Annotated in this window: 24 protein-coding genes and 1 tRNA gene; 12 read left to right on the top strand and 13 right to left on the bottom strand. The window is 60.8% G+C overall.

Annotation, left to right across the window (positions count from 1 at the left end; genetic code table 11):
• Nucleotides 1-66: 66 nt before the first annotated feature.
• Complete coding sequence (locus IVB12_RS06625) at nucleotides 67-705, bottom strand: glutathione S-transferase (protein ID WP_247296815.1); 639 nt, start codon at nucleotides 703-705, stop codon at nucleotides 67-69.
• 286 nt (nucleotides 706-991) lie between these two features.
• On the bottom strand, nucleotides 992-1,444 hold the full coding sequence (locus tag IVB12_RS06620; RefSeq protein WP_247296813.1) for a VOC family protein: 453 nt from the start codon (nucleotides 1,442-1,444) through the stop codon (nucleotides 992-994).
• A 79-nt stretch (nucleotides 1,445-1,523) separates the two neighbouring features.
• Here IVB12_RS06620 and IVB12_RS06615 point away from each other — a divergent pair, with 79 nt between their 5' ends.
• Nucleotides 1,524-1,943 (top strand): hypothetical protein, encoded by a 420-nt coding sequence (locus IVB12_RS06615; protein ID WP_247296811.1) that lies wholly within the window; start codon nucleotides 1,524-1,526, stop codon nucleotides 1,941-1,943.
• Nucleotides 1,915-2,046, top strand: coding sequence for a hypothetical protein (locus IVB12_RS38095; RefSeq protein WP_256466494.1), 132 nt, complete (start codon nucleotides 1,915-1,917; stop codon nucleotides 2,044-2,046). The genes IVB12_RS06615 and IVB12_RS38095 overlap by 29 nt, the downstream gene beginning before the upstream one ends.
• A 50-nt stretch (nucleotides 2,047-2,096) precedes the next feature.
• Here the strand turns inward: IVB12_RS38095 and IVB12_RS06610 are convergent, their stop codons facing one another.
• The 3 genes from IVB12_RS06610 to IVB12_RS06600 form a co-directional block, all read right to left on the bottom strand.
• Nucleotides 2,097-2,306 (bottom strand): hypothetical protein, encoded by a 210-nt coding sequence (locus tag IVB12_RS06610; protein ID WP_247296809.1) that lies wholly within the window; start codon nucleotides 2,304-2,306, stop codon nucleotides 2,097-2,099.
• Between the two features lie 175 nt (nucleotides 2,307-2,481).
• On the bottom strand, nucleotides 2,482-2,634 hold the full coding sequence (locus IVB12_RS06605; RefSeq protein ID WP_247281008.1) for a hypothetical protein: 153 nt from the start codon (nucleotides 2,632-2,634) through the stop codon (nucleotides 2,482-2,484).
• 58 nt (nucleotides 2,635-2,692) lie between these two features.
• The gene (locus tag IVB12_RS06600; RefSeq protein WP_247296807.1) at nucleotides 2,693-2,884 is read right to left on the bottom strand and encodes a DUF3072 domain-containing protein; all 192 of its coding nucleotides are present in this window, start codon (nucleotides 2,882-2,884) and stop codon (nucleotides 2,693-2,695) included.
• Nucleotides 2,885-2,978: 94 nt separating this feature from the next.
• On the opposite strand from IVB12_RS06600, the gene IVB12_RS06595 reads away from it, so the two are divergent.
• Entirely contained in the window at nucleotides 2,979-3,212 is a 234-nt protein-coding gene (locus IVB12_RS06595; RefSeq protein WP_247296805.1) for a hypothetical protein, read from the top strand.
• Nucleotides 3,209-3,433, top strand: a complete 225-nt coding sequence (locus tag IVB12_RS06590; protein WP_247296803.1) for a hypothetical protein — start codon at nucleotides 3,209-3,211, stop codon at nucleotides 3,431-3,433. The genes IVB12_RS06595 and IVB12_RS06590 overlap by 4 nt, the downstream gene beginning before the upstream one ends.
• 511 nt (nucleotides 3,434-3,944) lie before the next feature.
• Here IVB12_RS06590 and IVB12_RS06585 read toward each other — a convergent pair.
• From IVB12_RS06585 to IVB12_RS06575, 3 genes are all read right to left on the bottom strand, one after another.
• Nucleotides 3,945-4,130, bottom strand: coding sequence for a hypothetical protein (locus IVB12_RS06585; RefSeq protein ID WP_247296801.1), 186 nt, complete (start codon nucleotides 4,128-4,130; stop codon nucleotides 3,945-3,947).
• A gap of 439 nt (nucleotides 4,131-4,569) precedes the next feature.
• Entirely contained in the window at nucleotides 4,570-4,872 is a 303-nt protein-coding gene (locus IVB12_RS06580) for a hypothetical protein (protein WP_247296799.1), read from the bottom strand.
• Nucleotides 4,873-5,084: 212 nt separating this feature from the next.
• On the bottom strand, nucleotides 5,085-5,576 hold the full coding sequence (locus IVB12_RS06575; RefSeq protein WP_247296798.1) for a hypothetical protein: 492 nt from the start codon (nucleotides 5,574-5,576) through the stop codon (nucleotides 5,085-5,087).
• 352 nt (nucleotides 5,577-5,928) lie between these two features.
• Here IVB12_RS06575 and IVB12_RS06570 point away from each other — a divergent pair, with 352 nt between their 5' ends.
• From IVB12_RS06570 to IVB12_RS06560, 3 genes are all read left to right on the top strand, one after another.
• Nucleotides 5,929-6,225 carry an HU family DNA-binding protein gene (locus IVB12_RS06570; protein WP_008558895.1) on the top strand — a complete coding sequence of 99 codons (297 nt, stop codon included), beginning with the start codon at nucleotides 5,929-5,931 and terminating at the stop codon, nucleotides 6,223-6,225.
• Between the two features lie 642 nt (nucleotides 6,226-6,867).
• On the top strand, nucleotides 6,868-7,005 hold the full coding sequence (locus IVB12_RS06565; RefSeq protein WP_247281017.1) for a hypothetical protein: 138 nt from the start codon (nucleotides 6,868-6,870) through the stop codon (nucleotides 7,003-7,005).
• Between the two features lie 818 nt (nucleotides 7,006-7,823).
• Nucleotides 7,824-8,021, top strand: a complete 198-nt coding sequence (locus tag IVB12_RS06560; RefSeq protein ID WP_249817266.1) for a hypothetical protein — start codon at nucleotides 7,824-7,826, stop codon at nucleotides 8,019-8,021.
• Here IVB12_RS06560 and IVB12_RS38090 read toward each other — a convergent pair.
• Both IVB12_RS38090 and IVB12_RS06555 read right to left on the bottom strand, forming a co-directional pair.
• Nucleotides 8,018-8,143 (bottom strand): hypothetical protein, encoded by a 126-nt coding sequence (locus tag IVB12_RS38090; protein ID WP_256467094.1) that lies wholly within the window; start codon nucleotides 8,141-8,143, stop codon nucleotides 8,018-8,020. The two genes, IVB12_RS06560 and IVB12_RS38090, sit on opposite strands and share 4 nt — an antisense overlap.
• A gap of 77 nt (nucleotides 8,144-8,220) precedes the next feature.
• On the bottom strand, nucleotides 8,221-8,451 hold the full coding sequence (locus IVB12_RS06555) for a hypothetical protein (RefSeq protein ID WP_247296793.1): 231 nt from the start codon (nucleotides 8,449-8,451) through the stop codon (nucleotides 8,221-8,223).
• A 282-nt stretch (nucleotides 8,452-8,733) separates the two neighbouring features.
• Here IVB12_RS06555 and IVB12_RS06550 point away from each other — a divergent pair, with 282 nt between their 5' ends.
• Nucleotides 8,734-9,021 (top strand): hypothetical protein, encoded by a 288-nt coding sequence (locus IVB12_RS06550; RefSeq protein WP_091887817.1) that lies wholly within the window; start codon nucleotides 8,734-8,736, stop codon nucleotides 9,019-9,021.
• A gap of 70 nt (nucleotides 9,022-9,091) precedes the next feature.
• Here the strand turns inward: IVB12_RS06550 and IVB12_RS06545 are convergent, their stop codons facing one another.
• Nucleotides 9,092-9,256, bottom strand: a complete 165-nt coding sequence (locus IVB12_RS06545; protein WP_247296792.1) for a hypothetical protein — start codon at nucleotides 9,254-9,256, stop codon at nucleotides 9,092-9,094.
• Nucleotides 9,257-9,528: 272 nt separating this feature from the next.
• Here IVB12_RS06545 and IVB12_RS06540 point away from each other — a divergent pair, with 272 nt between their 5' ends.
• The 4 genes from IVB12_RS06540 to IVB12_RS06525 all read left to right on the top strand — a co-directional run bounded on the left by IVB12_RS06540 (nucleotide 9,529) and on the right by IVB12_RS06525 (nucleotide 11,868).
• Nucleotides 9,529-10,290 (top strand): NAD-dependent protein deacetylase, encoded by a 762-nt coding sequence (locus tag IVB12_RS06540; RefSeq protein ID WP_247296789.1) that lies wholly within the window; start codon nucleotides 9,529-9,531, stop codon nucleotides 10,288-10,290.
• 197 nt (nucleotides 10,291-10,487) lie between these two features.
• Nucleotides 10,488-11,117: a cold-shock protein gene (locus tag IVB12_RS06535; RefSeq protein WP_247296787.1), complete on the top strand. Its 630-nt coding sequence runs from the start codon at nucleotides 10,488-10,490 to the stop codon at nucleotides 11,115-11,117.
• A 114-nt stretch (nucleotides 11,118-11,231) separates the two neighbouring features.
• Nucleotides 11,232-11,717, top strand: coding sequence for a DUF192 domain-containing protein (locus IVB12_RS06530; protein ID WP_247296785.1), 486 nt, complete (start codon nucleotides 11,232-11,234; stop codon nucleotides 11,715-11,717).
• Between the two features lie 74 nt (nucleotides 11,718-11,791).
• A tRNA-Pro gene (locus tag IVB12_RS06525) sits at nucleotides 11,792-11,868 on the top strand.
• Between the two features lie 143 nt (nucleotides 11,869-12,011).
• Here IVB12_RS06525 and IVB12_RS06520 read toward each other — a convergent pair.
• Together IVB12_RS06520 and IVB12_RS06515 are read right to left on the bottom strand one after the other, a co-directional pair.
• Nucleotides 12,012-12,302: a hypothetical protein gene (locus IVB12_RS06520; RefSeq protein WP_247296783.1), complete on the bottom strand. Its 291-nt coding sequence runs from the start codon at nucleotides 12,300-12,302 to the stop codon at nucleotides 12,012-12,014.
• 844 nt (nucleotides 12,303-13,146) lie between these two features.
• Complete coding sequence (locus IVB12_RS06515; RefSeq protein ID WP_247296781.1) at nucleotides 13,147-13,533, bottom strand: hypothetical protein; 387 nt, start codon at nucleotides 13,531-13,533, stop codon at nucleotides 13,147-13,149.
• Nucleotides 13,534-13,596: the final 63 nt, after the last annotated feature.

The raw sequence follows: 13,596 nt of genomic DNA, 5'->3' as shown, positions 1-13,596 counted from the left end.
CGCCGGGCGCTTGCGCCACCACGACGATTCCTCGCGCGATCATCGCAACTTACGCCGCGTCAGCGGTCACGACATCGGCGGTGCGACGAATTGCGCAAATCCGGGCCGCTTGCCGAGTTCGGCGAGCCAGCGCGTGAGGTGCGGCTGCGCAGGACGACTGATGCCTTCGACGCCAAGCCAGCGCCGCGCATAGGACCCGATCGCGATGTCGGCGAGCGTGAACGCATCACCCTCGATGAAGCGGCGCGAGGCGAGCAGGCCATCGGCGATAGCCCAGACCTCGGCAGCGGCATCGGCATCGCGCTGCACCTGGAGCATGTCGCGCTCGGCGGGCGCGGTGCGAACGATGCCCCAGAACACCGGGCGATCGACCGGCTGCACCGTCGACAGCGTCCAGTCGAGCCAGCGGTCGACCGAGGCGCGCAGCTTCGGCGCCTCCGGGTAGATCGGCGTGCTGCGCCCATGCGCAAGGCAGAGATAGCGCATGATCGAATTGGACTCCCACAGCGCGAAATCGCCCTCGACCAGCGTCGGAATCCGCGCATTGGGATTCATCGCCAGATACTCGGCCTCGCGGGTCTTGCCGTATTGCATGCCGGCATCGATGCGCTCGTAGGGCAGGCCGAGCTCGGTGAGGCACCACAGCACCTTCTGCACGTTGACCGAGTTGGCGCGGCCCCAAATCGTCAGTTTGGTGTCAGGCATGAGGCGTCTCCCGCGGCGTTGTCGTTTGCGCGCCTGATAGCGGAATTCGCCTCAGCGAGCGATGCGCGATTGCGCGGAGCCCATCATGCAAAAGCTCCGCCCGGGGCGGAGCCTTCATTGCAAATTCAACGCGACGCTCAGCGGCCGAAGAACAGCCACAACAGAATGATCACCGGAATCGGCACGCCAAGCATCCACAGCAACAGCCCTCTCGCCATCGCATCCTCCTCCAATCGGCTTCGTTGGGAAGAGAACGACGGGCGAGAGGGCTTGTTCCTGCTAGGTCTTACCAATGGCCGGTATTCGGCATCGATGCCCAAGGCTCCTGCGGCGGCTTCGGCTCGCCCTTCTGCAACAGCTCGATCGAATGCAGGTCGGGCGAGCGGACAAAGGCCATGTTGCCGTCGCGCGGCGGCCGGTTGATGGTGACGCCGGCCTTCATCAGCTTCTCGCAGGTGGCGTAGATATCGTCGACCTCATAAGCGAGATGGCCGAAGAAGCGATCCTCGCCGTACTTCTCCTCGTCCCAATTCCAGGTGAGCTCGACCAGCGGCGCGCCGCGCGTTTGCGGCTGCTTCTTCAGCCCTTCAAGATCGTCCGCCGAGCACAGGAACACCAGTGTGAAGCGCCCCTTGTCGTTCTCGATCCGCCGCACCTCCTTCAAACCAAGCGCATCCTGGTAAAACTTGAGCGCGACATCGAGATTGCGCACGCGCAGCATGGTGTGGAGGTATCGCATGGTTGTTGCTCCCTGGAACGGATGGAGGGTCTTGCTTTTCGGCCGGGACGGCGAGGCTAGGAGATAGCAGGAAAAGGGAATGAGGGGCAGGGGGCGGGCGCAGGTGCGCGTGAGCGGAATACAGCGTCCTGTGGCCCGCTGGCCAAGACCTTCTGACAAGCCCGTCAGAGTCGAACCGAAGTTCTACGCTGACGTGGAGTATCGCGAAATCACATCCGAAGGGTTGTTGCGCGCCAGCTTATTCAAGGGGCTGAGTAAAGGAACGCGCCGTTCCTATCTGCGTTTTAGCTTCCACAGTGTAAGTAGAGTACCGGCCGTGAAACCGGATCGCGTGAGGGTAGCCGTCAAACAGGCCCAGGTTATTCTAGCAAGTTATGTCGAGCCGGGGTCGCGCGACGGCAATAAGACAATCAATGATCTGCTGGATGTTCTCGATGACGAAGAGCTGATCGAGGCCATGGAGAGGGAAGATGCGCAAGGCACTGGCAGAATTAAGTGAGGACGAACGTGACGTGTTGCTTTATCTCGCCGACCTCGGCACTGCAGCATGTCTCTCTGGCCTGATCGTCAGCATCATCAAGTTCATAGGCGATCTGTTTTGACGAAGCCCGACTGCCCCGCCTGCTTCGGCGTGGAGCCACGGGAAAGTCCATTAGCGAACTACGCCTGCCGCATCGTCCTCGTTCGGCAAGAGCCAGTCAATCGCAAGTAGGCCGGCCTCAACTACAACGAAGGCGGCAATGCCGCCGAGCAGTCCGAAGAACACAATCGAGAAGGTCGCGAGCAAAATCGCGCAGAACACGTCGGCCAGCACCTTGCACATGCGTTGCGCCTGGTCCTGCCTGGATGTGAAGTACGGCATCTTGGCTCCTCCAGATTTTGGATCAGCCTAGCCAAAACGAGCAGCGATCGTCCATTCCCCATGACGGCAGGGCCGCTGCGCATTCGCACGCTTGCATCCGTTCTGGCAGGGCCTCCCAAGTGCGGCGCAGACGGAGGAGCACCTCCGCGAGGGTGCGCAATGCGACACCAGTTGCTCAGGCGGCCTTCTCGGCCGCTTTCGCGATGATCTCGACTTCGAAGTAGCCGACGTCACGGAGCTCGGCGGCCTTCTTCTCGGCCGCTTCCCTGGTGTCCCTCTTCAAAATGATCTGCCCGGCACCGTCGCGGGCGCAAACGAAATAAGGCATTTTCGATTCCCAATTTCGTTTGCATACACATGGTCCCGGGTTCCCGCAATCATGGGGGTCACTCCTCCAGCCCGGCCTTTTGCCGCATCTTGTCGATCAGCTCGGAGGCCTCGGCCTTGGTCAGCTCTTTCTCAGGCAGGTTCTGATGGGCCTGCTCGGCGAGGGTCTTGAGGTAGGATTCCTGCGCTCCTGTCATCGGGTCATCCCCGGAAACCCAGTCTTTCGGGTCCTTCTGGGTGTTGTCGGCCATCACACGTCTCCTTTTTCTTTTTCGTCCAACGTCTGACTCGACTCTTCGTTCCGTTTTTGTTCTCATAAGCCATATTCAAATCGCGGGGTTGAACATGCCGGACCTGGACGCTGTCAGGCGGGAGATCGAATGGATGCGCATCCAGACGGGGAGGCAGAGGAAGGAAATCCTCCAGCTACAGCGGGCGGGTTTTGGGACGGCATCGGCCGAAGCCCTGCTGTCGCGGATGGAGGCGAAGGTTGAAAGTCTCTGTGCCCAGCGGGACGCGCTGAAGAGTGCGCAGCCGCGCCAGACCGAGGGCAGGGTGCTTGGCGGGAGAACGTGGTGAGCAGGCGTTGGTTCGACGACGAGCAAGGGCTCTCGCCCTTCCTGAGCGCGCTCGAGGATGTTCGCCGAAAGGCGACGCGGGAGGGATGGTGCTATCCCCACGTCCAGGCCATCATCGTGGCCATCGACCAATATGCGGAAGCAGCGACAGGTAACCGCGAGTATTTCCTGAACAAGCCGGTTTCAATTGGCGAGAGCCGGAAAGCCAAGGACAGTCCGTGAGCAAGTCAGGAAATGGGCGACGACTTACGAGGACAGTGCACTCAATTGGCGGCGCCGGGCCCTTGCGCCGATGGCCGCGCGCGAGCTCTCAAACGTCGATTTCCAGAACGGAATTGAAGAGAGACGATCTCACCGGAAAGGACATGGACGTCGTCGTGGGGGTCGTCGAATGCCTGCCGGTGAGTGGCCAAGCACATCCATCCTAGTGAGGAAATCGTCTACGTGCTGCAAGGCGCTACGCTCGATCTGCCGGATGGAAGTCATCGCGACTTGCCAGGGGCTGCGATCATAAACCGCGCGATGTGCCTCACGCCGGATTCAAGATCGGCGGTGACAGGCCGTTGAAGTTGTTGAACGTCGTTGTCGTCGACAAGGGCAAGCCGATGACGGAGCTCATCAAGTAGCAACGCGTTCATAGGTGCTGCTATGAACCGAAGGCGGGTCGTTGCAGCCTTGGAGGACCAAGGCCGCCCCACGTGGAGCTGAAGAGCGATGCGATCGAGCTATCGCGTCACTTGGCGTAACCCTGAGAGCGGAGCCAGGCGATCTTGCGGTCGCCGTTGATCCAGTCGTCGGCATCCGCCTTGCTGGTGAATCCGCTGATTTCGCGCTGTTCGCTATCGGGGTAGTCTGCCAGTATCTTCCAGTCGTTCTCTGAGATCCGGGCGGTTTTGAAAGTAACTTTGATTTTTGCCATGCAGCATTATGCAGGAAATGCTTCCAAAAGAGAACCCCATCCTGCAGCTCGCATGCTGGCTTCCTCCCAAGCTTGCTGCAACTGCTTCAACGGTGGACGTGCGAATGCTTCCGCCCGCTGCTGAAGAACCATGCGGCTCGTAGCGAAATCGGCTTCGCTCGCTCGTTCGAGGGTCACCTCTCGCCAGCGGGCAAGGCCTATCGCAGGTCAAGGAACGTAGCGATAGCTCGCCCGGAGCCCATCCGTCAGACGCCCGCTTCTGGCGGGCCTCAGGTCGCTTTGTGGCGAGATATCAGAGCGTCATGGTGAGGAGGCCGCCGACGCGGGCGTCTCTGGACAATGCTTTGCATCGCCGGGCAAACATGCCGGCCGAACACCTTCGGCAACTACGGGAGAGGTGAACCCTCGGCCCGCACCGATTCACCCACAACCCCCCGCTTCAGGCTGCGATCCGTTGCTCGACGGGGACCGTCAGGTATTTGAGTACTTCTGCGTGCTCGAGATCAGGAACAGCGATGGCCGTGTGGCTGTACATCGCGTGGCTCCGCGAGCTTGCGATCTTGTCCAGGATCTCTTTGCCTTTGACGACGTGGAGGCCCATGCCGTCTCCAGAGGGGAAGATGGCGAGCACGACGTCATAGGCTGCGATGACGGCTCGCAGCGCTTCGGCCTTGTCCTCGGCGACATCGACGAAAATGCGCACGTCAGCTGCGAGTTCGCGCAGCTCGTTAAAATCCAGCACTGTGGGGATACTCCAACGCAACGATACTGATGCGAGATTGGAGGCGTTAGGTTACCGAAGTCTCAACAAGGCGTGCCGAGTCACAAGTTTCACGATGAGGTGACCCGCAGTGCTCTCTAAGCGCGCGATGAGATCAGGATGAAGCGTCATCGCGCTTAAGGTTATTGTTTGAGCGTAATCTTTTCGGACAGCCGCTGCACACTTGTCCGGATCTAGCGCTTGGCTTCGTCTTTGCGAAGCCGGGCCTCCGCGCTCCCGTCCTCGAGCTTCAAGGCGAGGCCGTCATAGCTCAGCTTGAGCCCACGGCCGACGATCCATGTCCAGCCCTCGCGGTCCTTGGCTGGCTGGGCGTTGAACTGGTCGGAGATCGATTTGACGGCGACGTCCTGCGGCCCCGGATTGGTCAACTCCGCATGGACACGCCAGATCGGATGCCTGACGTCGGCCTCGTCGCTATGGACCGTGACCTTGGCGCCATTGATGTCGCATTCGAGGGTGTACGAACCGCGGATCTGGCGGCAGAGGTAGCGACGTTGACTGACGAGCTTGCTTGTCTCGTCGAATGTCATTCCGGGCGAGAAGCCGAAGATGTCGGATTTTTTCACGAGGGCCAAGGACGCAGGCTTCAAGAAGCTTGGCTGGATGGCGACGAGGGCGGCGATTGCAACAACGATCAAGCCTGCGATGACGATAGCAACCTTCATGAGCCCCCCACGAGAAACCTCTCGACCATATAGCAGCTGCGGCGTCCTAACAGGCATCCAACAGCGAAAACCCCGCCTGGGGGAAGCGGGGCTTTCTGGCGGGGTGAAGCTTAGGGACTTCAAGAGTAAGACGCGCCAGGGGGCAAATGGTTCAACAAGTACCGGCACATGCCGTGACACCGTTCACCGGATATCGGGAACCGCAGAGAGCCCCTGCTTGCGTTTTGAGCCTCGATAGGCTCTAAGCCCGTCACTTCATGACCTCTGGCATGAATCAGAAGCGCGCCTCCGCGGGTCCGGCCGCGTCCACAGCAGAGTTGTTCGCGCGCACCCATTCAAAGGAATTCAGAACATGGCGAAGATGACGAAGACCCAATTGATCGATGCAATTGCGGAAGGCACGCAGCTGTCGAAGAACGACGTGAAGTCGGTGATCGAATACATGGCGACGGTCGGCTACAAGGAGCTCAACGAGTCCGGCGAGTTCGTCATTCCCGGCTTCGTCAAGATGTCGGTAGTGAACAAGCCGGCGACCGAAGCCCGGATGGGCATCAATCCCTTCACCAAGGAGCCGATGCAGTTTGCGGCAAAGCCGGCGAGCAAGTCGGTCAAGGCCTCGCCGCTGAAGGTGGCCAAGGACGCCGTCTAAGGCCGGAGATGCTTCGCGAAGGATCACGACGGGTCAACCGCTGAAAAAAGTGGTGTTCGGCGACGGCAACGCCGAACATCACCACGACGATCAGGACAAGCCCCAGGGAGCGCCGACTGTTCGGTCCCGGCGGGCCCTGCGGTTCGCCGCAAGCGGGGCAAAGACCGATCGGGATTTAGCTCTCATCGACTGGCGGATCGTCGGCGCCTCGCGCAAGTCCCACACGTGGTGCGCGGACTTCGGGGCCTTGACGCCGCGTCGCACCAGGGCCGGCGCCATCGAATTCGGCCGGACAATGCGACAGAGGAAAACTCGTCCCCGCGGCTGTCGCCTGGCGCCCAGCCGCGGCTGAAAAGAAAAACCCCGCGCGTTCGCACGGGGCTCTCTTGACTGGCGACGTTGGGATTCAGCGCCTGGCGGCCTGCCACGCTCGTAACGTAAGGTTGAAAATCCAAATAGCAACCGCGCCGCGATGACGGGATATGTTCGTCAGGCGGCGCTGCCGTATGCGAGGCGCTGAAATCCCAGGCCTGCGCAGCGCGGAGCAGGTTCAAGCCGCCACGCCCTCTGGAATTTCGGGGAGGGACTCGACTTTTTGTTCTCATTTTGTTCTAGTTGGTCATCTTCTCTTGGAGGTGATTCATGACCGTCGAGAAACAGCGCGAAGTGATTAGGCTCTGGAACGAGCTCAGAAAGCTCGATGGCCCGGCCGCAGAAGAGCTCCGCATCCAAATCCTGGAATGCTTTTCGGAGAAGGGCAAAGCCAAGCGGGCGGCGTGATTGGATCAGCGAACGCCATCGCTGATTGCCCTTGAAAGCCAACGTGACGGAACGAACCTGTGACGTCAGCGTTCGCGCAGCATGACATGCCCGCAATGCGCCAAGCCGATGACGGCGAACTCACCCAACAGCTTTCGATGCGAGCCGTGCCGTGAGATCGTCATCGTGTTCGCCGTCGTCTCGAAATTCTTACCGCCGAAAATATTTCCGCCAAGGACTCATGCGCCGGAGACGTGACTGCGCACGCTTTCACGGATCGTTAGGATTCGTGCCCCGCTGATTTTTCCGACTCCGATTCGTTCTTTGCGAACGAAATGGAGTCGGATGCAGAACAAGCCACGCCTTCTGTGTCGATGCGGGACACGTCCGTCACGGCGGGCTGCGCATGCTGTCGTTCGGTGCGTCCGCCACTCGCAGCCACGCCAAGGCAGCTAACGGTGCCGCAGCGACCGACCTTACGTGATCGGACGTTCGCCGCGCGCCTCGTCACGGCTTATTAAGGATTGCTCCGCGCCGATTTCCTGGATTCCGATTCGTTCTCTGCGAACGAAAAGGAGTCGAAGCTGGAACAAAGGCGATTGGGAGCGGCGGGCCGTGACGGCGCGGTCCTTCCGCGATGCAGAAGCGGCGCACCGCGATCGCGCGCAACGCCTAACGAAAGCTTGGGCGAAAGCAAATAACCCTATTCGGTTAGGTTAAAAGTCCAATCGCGTTGCACTTGCCGCTACTTGGGATAGGTGTCTGGCAACGACAATCAAGAAATCACCTTGCAAGAAACGACCTTGCAAGAAACGCGTTTCCTCAGAAGCCATTTTATCATGACGCCATTTTCGGAGCCGTCCTTTCATCAAGGCGACCGCCACACCTACCGGCGCGTCGCCATCGTCGGCACGCTCTTCTGTCTCACTTTCGTGGCGATTAGCTTTTCGCTGCGGCCGCAGGCCGAGGACACGCGTGTCGCGGTCAAGGCGGATCGGCTGATGCGCACGGCGGGGCAGGCGCCGCACGTGAACTAGCGCTTCTCGCCACAAATCCGATCGTCCACGGACGTATCCCGGAACATGCCGCCGCGCGTTGCGAGCGCGACGAAACCGGCATAGCCGGACAGGTTGAGCAGGACTTCGAGCCACACCGGCATGTCGGGCCTCATTCTGCCTGAAGACGACTCAACGTGTGCGCGAAAATGTTGTTCCGTGCTCACAAGAAGTAACGCGTTCAGAGGCGGGAGGAGGGATCGAGCCTTCGGCCGAGGGCGGCAACGGACTCGCTCGACGGCCGTTCCTTGAGGAACTCGGCGATGGCCTGCGCCAGTTCGCGGTCGCTCATCGGCTTCGCCGGCGGGCGCAGCGTGCCGACGCCGAAGCTGCGGACGATCTCCTCGTAGTGCTGATCGTCGGATTTTGGCACGAGCCGGCGGATACGGGCCAGCAAAGCGGATATGGGCATCTCTCCTCCTCGATCGTCCGCCCCGCTGGCAGAAGCTCACCTCTGCTGCCATCTCTCCCGTGAAACTAAAAACCCCGCCAGCATCGCGGAGGATGCTGACGGGGTCTTCGTGCTGTCGCCTCAACCGGATGGTGAAGGCTTCCGCACTTGCAGAGTCAATCCGCGCAGGGAGCGTTCGTTCCCGCTGGCCCGCTATTTTTTTGGACGGCTTGCGGTTCCGCATTGCCGCAACTATCGCAAGCCCTCGCCGTTATCTCCGCGAGACGCGCGAAGGAGGAGATTATGAAGAAGACATTGGCAGTTCTGGCCACCGTCGCAGCCGTCGGCGTGACCGCGGTCGCGGCGCCTGCGCCTGCCGAGGCGCGTGGCCGCGGTATCGGGCCGGGCCTCGCATTCGGCCTTGCCGCCGGCGCAATCACGGCGGGCGCGGTCGCGGCATCGCATCCGTACGGCTATTACGGTCCGGGTTACGGCTATTATGACGGCCCGGGCTACTATTACGGACCGGGTCCTTACGCCTATTACGGCGGCGGACCATACTATCGGCATCACCACTGGCGCCACTGGTAGCGACTGACAAGCGAAAAGCCCGGAGCAAGGCTCCGGGCTTTTTTCGTTCGCGTGCGCCTGACCTCACGCTCTACGGCCAGAGCGAGGGACGCTCCGCTTTGCGGGCATTATCGAGCGTCGACACGAAATATTCCTCGCGCTCGCGCTTGAACCTCTCCTGGGTGGCGCGGAAGGCGGCAACACGGGCGGCGATCTCGTCGCGTTCGCGGGCTTTGCGTTCTTCATCTTCGGTCATGTCCATCCCCTCTGTTCGCACCTGAACCTGTGTTTTCCACTGACCTCGAGCACTGCCGCCGCATTGCGCCGTGAGTCGGATTCAACACATCCATTGGGGCTCTCGAATAGGGCATCAATGGGGAGGAGGCATTGCAGGATTGTGATATGCGAAGGGCGGCAGGAGTTGCCTACTCTGTTTCTCTTCGCTCTTTCCATCTTGTTGGACAAGAGCGTCAATAATCTTGCCGCTTGTGCGCCTTGCAGCTAGCGCAAACACATCGGGAGCAGCGATTGATTGCATCGGATCTTCGCAGCGGCGTCGAACGGCTCGGCGAGATGATCGCCGAAGCGAAGCGAATCGTACCGTTCACCGGCGCCGGCATCTCGACCGAATGCGGCATCCCCGACTTCCGCTCGCCGGGCGGACTGTGGACGCGCAACCGTCCGATCCCGTTCGACGAGTTCGTGGCGAGCCAAGAGGCGCGCGACGAATCTTGGCGTCGCCGCTTTGCGATGGAGCAGGTCTTCGCAGCTGCAAAGCCGGGCCGCGGCCACCGGGCGCTGGCCTCGCTCTATCGCGCCGGCAAGGTTCCCGCGATCATCACCCAAAATATCGACAATCTGCACCAGGCCTCGGGGCTGGCGGCCGAGCACGTGATTGAACTTCACGGAAATACTACTTATGCGCGCTGCATCGGGTGCGGCAAGGTCTATCAGCTCGACTGGGTGAAGTGCCGATTCGACGCGGAGGGCGCTGCGCCCAACTGCACCACGTGCGACGAGCCGGTGAAGACCGCCACGATCTCGTTCGGCCAGATGATGCCCGAGGACGAAATGCAGCGGGCAACCGCGCTGTCGCAGAGCTGCGACCTCTTCATCGCAATCGGTTCCTCGCTGGTGGTGTGGCCGGCGGCAGGCTTTCCGATGTTGGCCAAGGACGCCGGCGCACGTCTGGTGATCATCAATCGCGAGCCGACCGAGCAGGACGACATCGCCGACCTCGTGATCCATCACGACATCGGCGAAACGCTCGGGCCCTTTGCCGGGAATTGAGGCATCAGTTTGATTCGCGGCTGTGCAAGCTGTTCATAGGTCCCGGCGAATCTCTTTTTTGTCTATGCCTCGCAACCGGGAGTGTTATCTTTTGAGTCGAAAGATTCGCGTCGCGTGAATTGAGAACATTCTCTTAAGACGCGTGATTCGAGCGCCGCCAATGTGGCGGGTTGCATGGCAGTGTGGGGTCCGGGGTTATGGGGTCGTCGGACGGATTTGAGTCCAAGAAGGTTGGAGTTCCCGTGGGCGAGCACGGTGGCGGTCGCGACAGCGCGCTCAGCCCCTTCACCGGACTGGGTGAGGTCAGCGGCAATCTGGTCGAGGTTCACGGCGTCATCAAATGGTTCGACGCCTCAAAGGGCTATGGCTTCATCGTTCCCGACAATGGTTGGCCCGACGTCCTCCTGCACGTCACCGTGCTGAGGCGCGACGGCTTTCAGACCGCTTACGAGGGCGCCCGCATCGTCGTCGAGTGCATCCAGCGCGCCAAGGGCTATCAGGCATTCCGCGTGGTCTCGATGGACGAATCCACCGCGATCCATCCGGCGCAGATGCTGCCGCCGCGCACCCACGTCACGGTCACCCCGACCAGCGGCCTGGAGCGGGCTCAGGTCAAATGGTTCAACCGGCTGCGCGGCTTCGGCTTCCTCACCTGCGGCGAGGGCACGCCCGACATCTTCGTGCACATGGAGACGCTGCGTCGCTTCGGCATGACAGAACTGCGCCCCGGCCAGTATGTGCTGGTTCGGTTCGGGCCCGGCTCCAAGGGCATGATGGCGGCCGAAATCCATCCCGAGACCGGCTCGCCGGGCTTGCAGTCGCACTAAACGCACCAATTCCCGCAATCGTGAGCACAGGCGCACCGGCCGACCGGCGCGCCTCTGGCTTTTCCGGCGACCGTTGCGTAAGGACTGTTCCAGTCCCACGCCTCGAGTACTCCCATGAATTCTGATCGAAAGGCCGTCTGGTCCGTTGCGAAGGGCTGGCTTGCCGTCTTCCTCGTCGTTGCCGGCATGGTCGCCGCAATCGGATCCGTCCGCGCCGCGAGTTTCCAGCCGCTCGAGATCGTCACCAGAAGCGGCGTGCAGGTGTTCTCGGTCGAGATGGCGACGACCGAGCAGGAGAAGCAGACCGGCCTGATGTACCGCAAGGAACTGGCCGACGGCAAAGGCATGCTGTTCGACTTCAATCCCGAGCAGGAAGTGTCGATGTGGATGAAGAACACCTACGTCTCGCTTGACATGATCTTCATCCGCGCCGACGGCCGCATCCTGCGCATCGCCGAAAACACCGAGCCGATGTCGACCAAGATCATCTCGTCTCAGGGCCCCGCCCGGGCGGTGCTGGAGGTGGTGGCGGGAACGGCGCAGAAATACGGCATCCGTCCTGGCGACCGGGTCGCCCACCCGCTGTTCGGCAGCAAATAGGCGCGCCGGAACGGCGTCATTGGCGCCTTGCTGGCGCGCCTGGAAGCGTGTATCGACGGGGCGCGCCGGACATTCGGGGTATAGCGCAGCCTGGTAGCGCGGCAGTTTTGGGTACTGCAGGTCGTTGGTTCGAATCCAGCTGCCCCGACCAGTTAACTCGTTGAAACTGCGATAACATTTGTTCTCCCGTTCGCGCTGATAGCGCCCGCGCCGACCCCGGGGAAGCACCGGGGAAGCACGAGCGCGGATTTTAGGCCGTTCGGGCGGCATTGCTGCCGCGCGCCGCCATCGGCTTCAGTGCAGCGTTTTCTCCATTGCTGCCTTGGCTTCCATCATACGCAATGCCACCGGTAAGGTCACAGCGGCATCGATCTCGACCAGGTTGTCGGGCAGAGCGCGGAATTGGCCGGCTGCTTTGCCCTTCAGCGGCGCCAGCATCGCTGCGGCGATCGCGGAGCTCACATGACAACGGACAAGAGCGTTTCCGTCCTCAATGGCCAGGATTAGATCAGTCCCGCGGCGGGCGAGCAGGGCGCCAAGATCATTTGAGTGGGACGAAGTGCGGAGGGCGGTCGAGTTGCGCATGATGTTTTGCCTTTCGAGCAAATGGGCAGTCCAGGGGCGAAATGACCGACATCAGACGGCCCCGCGCACCTTTGGGCGTGCGCCTTGGACATACGCGCGCGGCCCCTGGACAAGATTGTGATCGCCGCTGACCGGATTGGCTATCGGCTGATGTTTGGGCTTTCGACCCGCCATCAGGATGCGCTCTGTTGGAAATTCAGCAACAAATATTCTGTCTGGAAAAGTCTAACACGTAAAACCCGACACCTTTGACGTTGATGTTTTTGCGTGTTTGTCGATTTGCACGCTTTTGTCGGGTTTTTGAATCTCGCATCTCCATACAAGAAAGCGCGGTGCCGCAGGCATTTTTGCGACTCCAACATTTGAGCAACGTCATCAACTTAGATAGACTCATTGCATCGTGGAGGAGCGCACATGAAGAAAAAGCGAGTTTTGCCTTCAAAAGATCCCGCAGTGATAGCGCTCAATCGCGTCATGACCGCGCGCACCGACGCGCAGTATGACGCCGCAATAGCAGAGCTCGAGACGTGCCCAGCGCTGACAGCTCAAGGAGTGCGAGCAAAGCGCAACCTCGAGCGATCACGCCAGGCAGCGCTCGAGCAAGGCGATCGCTTGACGGCGGAGGGCCGTGTCATGATGCGGCAATTGGCTGACACGATCGACGAAGGGCTAGCACTGCTTACGCGCGCAGGCCTGCGAACCCCTCGGCCTCGGCCGGTAACCGCCCCCGGCCCGACACCCACCCCTAGGGGGGAGCCCTCGGCCTCGCGTCCAAAGTTCGCAAAGCCGCTCTACTAATTTTCAGATTCTTGAGAACTCGAGGGTATCGAGCGGTAGGCCTAAGTTACGGGGGCCAATTGACACCGAGCTCCCACGTTGGATGCTGGCCGCCAAGATTCCAAACGTCTTTGTCGACTGTCAGAATCAATTCATTGAGGTCCTGCGCTTCTCCGACTTCGTATCGTGGGAACAGGACGGTACCTGCAGGTATGGTGGCGCTAGGAGCGTTCGTATACCCGTGAACGTGAAGGGGATCTGAGTTCATCAGCTCGATTTCGAGAGCAAATTGCTGCGTCGGACGAGCATTTGCTTTGCGGATTACCTGAGCAGCGTGGACTACGCACGCAACGTTCCAAAGCAACTCAGTGATATCAAGGAAATCTACACGCGGCTTAGGGCTCTCGATCCGCTTCTGCCAGATAAAGCGTTCAATAAGCCCTTCGCTCGTCACGCGGTCCTTCCCAAAACAATTGATGCCCTCCAGATCGCGTTCGACCGCCCTAAGCCGAGGATT

The sequence above is a fragment of the Bradyrhizobium sp. 179 genome (assembly GCF_023073535.1).
Classification (GTDB): domain Bacteria; phylum Pseudomonadota; class Alphaproteobacteria; order Rhizobiales; family Xanthobacteraceae; genus Bradyrhizobium.
The sequence above is the reverse complement of the archived record's forward strand: the minus strand, read 5'-3'. Positions and strand labels throughout refer to the sequence as shown.

Coding starts and splice junctions, on each gene's coding strand:
- IVB12_RS06595 (WP_247296805.1), top strand. CDS start 2,979: ATGCCGGACCTGGACGCTGTCAGGCGGGAGATCGAATGGATGCGCATC.
- IVB12_RS06520 (WP_247296783.1), bottom strand. CDS start 12,302: ATGCGCAACTCGACCGCCCTCCGCACTTCGTCCCACTCAAATGATCTT.
- IVB12_RS06570 (WP_008558895.1), top strand. CDS start 5,929: ATGGCGAAGATGACGAAGACCCAATTGATCGATGCAATTGCGGAAGGC.
- IVB12_RS06575 (WP_247296798.1), bottom strand. CDS start 5,576: ATGAAGGTTGCTATCGTCATCGCAGGCTTGATCGTTGTTGCAATCGCC.
- IVB12_RS06605 (WP_247281008.1), bottom strand. CDS start 2,634: ATGCCTTATTTCGTTTGCGCCCGCGACGGTGCCGGGCAGATCATTTTG.
- IVB12_RS06620 (WP_247296813.1), bottom strand. CDS start 1,444: ATGCGATACCTCCACACCATGCTGCGCGTGCGCAATCTCGATGTCGCG.
- IVB12_RS06565 (WP_247281017.1), top strand. CDS start 6,868: ATGACCGTCGAGAAACAGCGCGAAGTGATTAGGCTCTGGAACGAGCTC.
- IVB12_RS38090 (WP_256467094.1), bottom strand. CDS start 8,143: ATGCCGGTGTGGCTCGAAGTCCTGCTCAACCTGTCCGGCTATGCCGGT.
- IVB12_RS06530 (WP_247296785.1), top strand. CDS start 11,232: ATGAATTCTGATCGAAAGGCCGTCTGGTCCGTTGCGAAGGGCTGGCTT.
- IVB12_RS06625 (WP_247296815.1), bottom strand. CDS start 705: ATGCCTGACACCAAACTGACGATTTGGGGCCGCGCCAACTCGGTCAAC.
- IVB12_RS06545 (WP_247296792.1), bottom strand. CDS start 9,256: ATGACCGAAGATGAAGAACGCAAAGCCCGCGAACGCGACGAGATCGCC.
- IVB12_RS06610 (WP_247296809.1), bottom strand. CDS start 2,306: ATGCCGTACTTCACATCCAGGCAGGACCAGGCGCAACGCATGTGCAAG.
- IVB12_RS06555 (WP_247296793.1), bottom strand. CDS start 8,451: ATGCCCATATCCGCTTTGCTGGCCCGTATCCGCCGGCTCGTGCCAAAA.
- IVB12_RS38095 (WP_256466494.1), top strand. CDS start 1,915: ATGCGCAAGGCACTGGCAGAATTAAGTGAGGACGAACGTGACGTGTTG.
- IVB12_RS06600 (WP_247296807.1), bottom strand. CDS start 2,884: ATGGCCGACAACACCCAGAAGGACCCGAAAGACTGGGTTTCCGGGGAT.
- IVB12_RS06535 (WP_247296787.1), top strand. CDS start 10,488: ATGGGGTCGTCGGACGGATTTGAGTCCAAGAAGGTTGGAGTTCCCGTG.
- IVB12_RS06550 (WP_091887817.1), top strand. CDS start 8,734: ATGAAGAAGACATTGGCAGTTCTGGCCACCGTCGCAGCCGTCGGCGTG.
- IVB12_RS06560 (WP_249817266.1), top strand. CDS start 7,824: ATGACGCCATTTTCGGAGCCGTCCTTTCATCAAGGCGACCGCCACACC.
- IVB12_RS06585 (WP_247296801.1), bottom strand. CDS start 4,130: ATGGCAAAAATCAAAGTTACTTTCAAAACCGCCCGGATCTCAGAGAAC.
- IVB12_RS06615 (WP_247296811.1), top strand. CDS start 1,524: ATGAGGGGCAGGGGGCGGGCGCAGGTGCGCGTGAGCGGAATACAGCGT.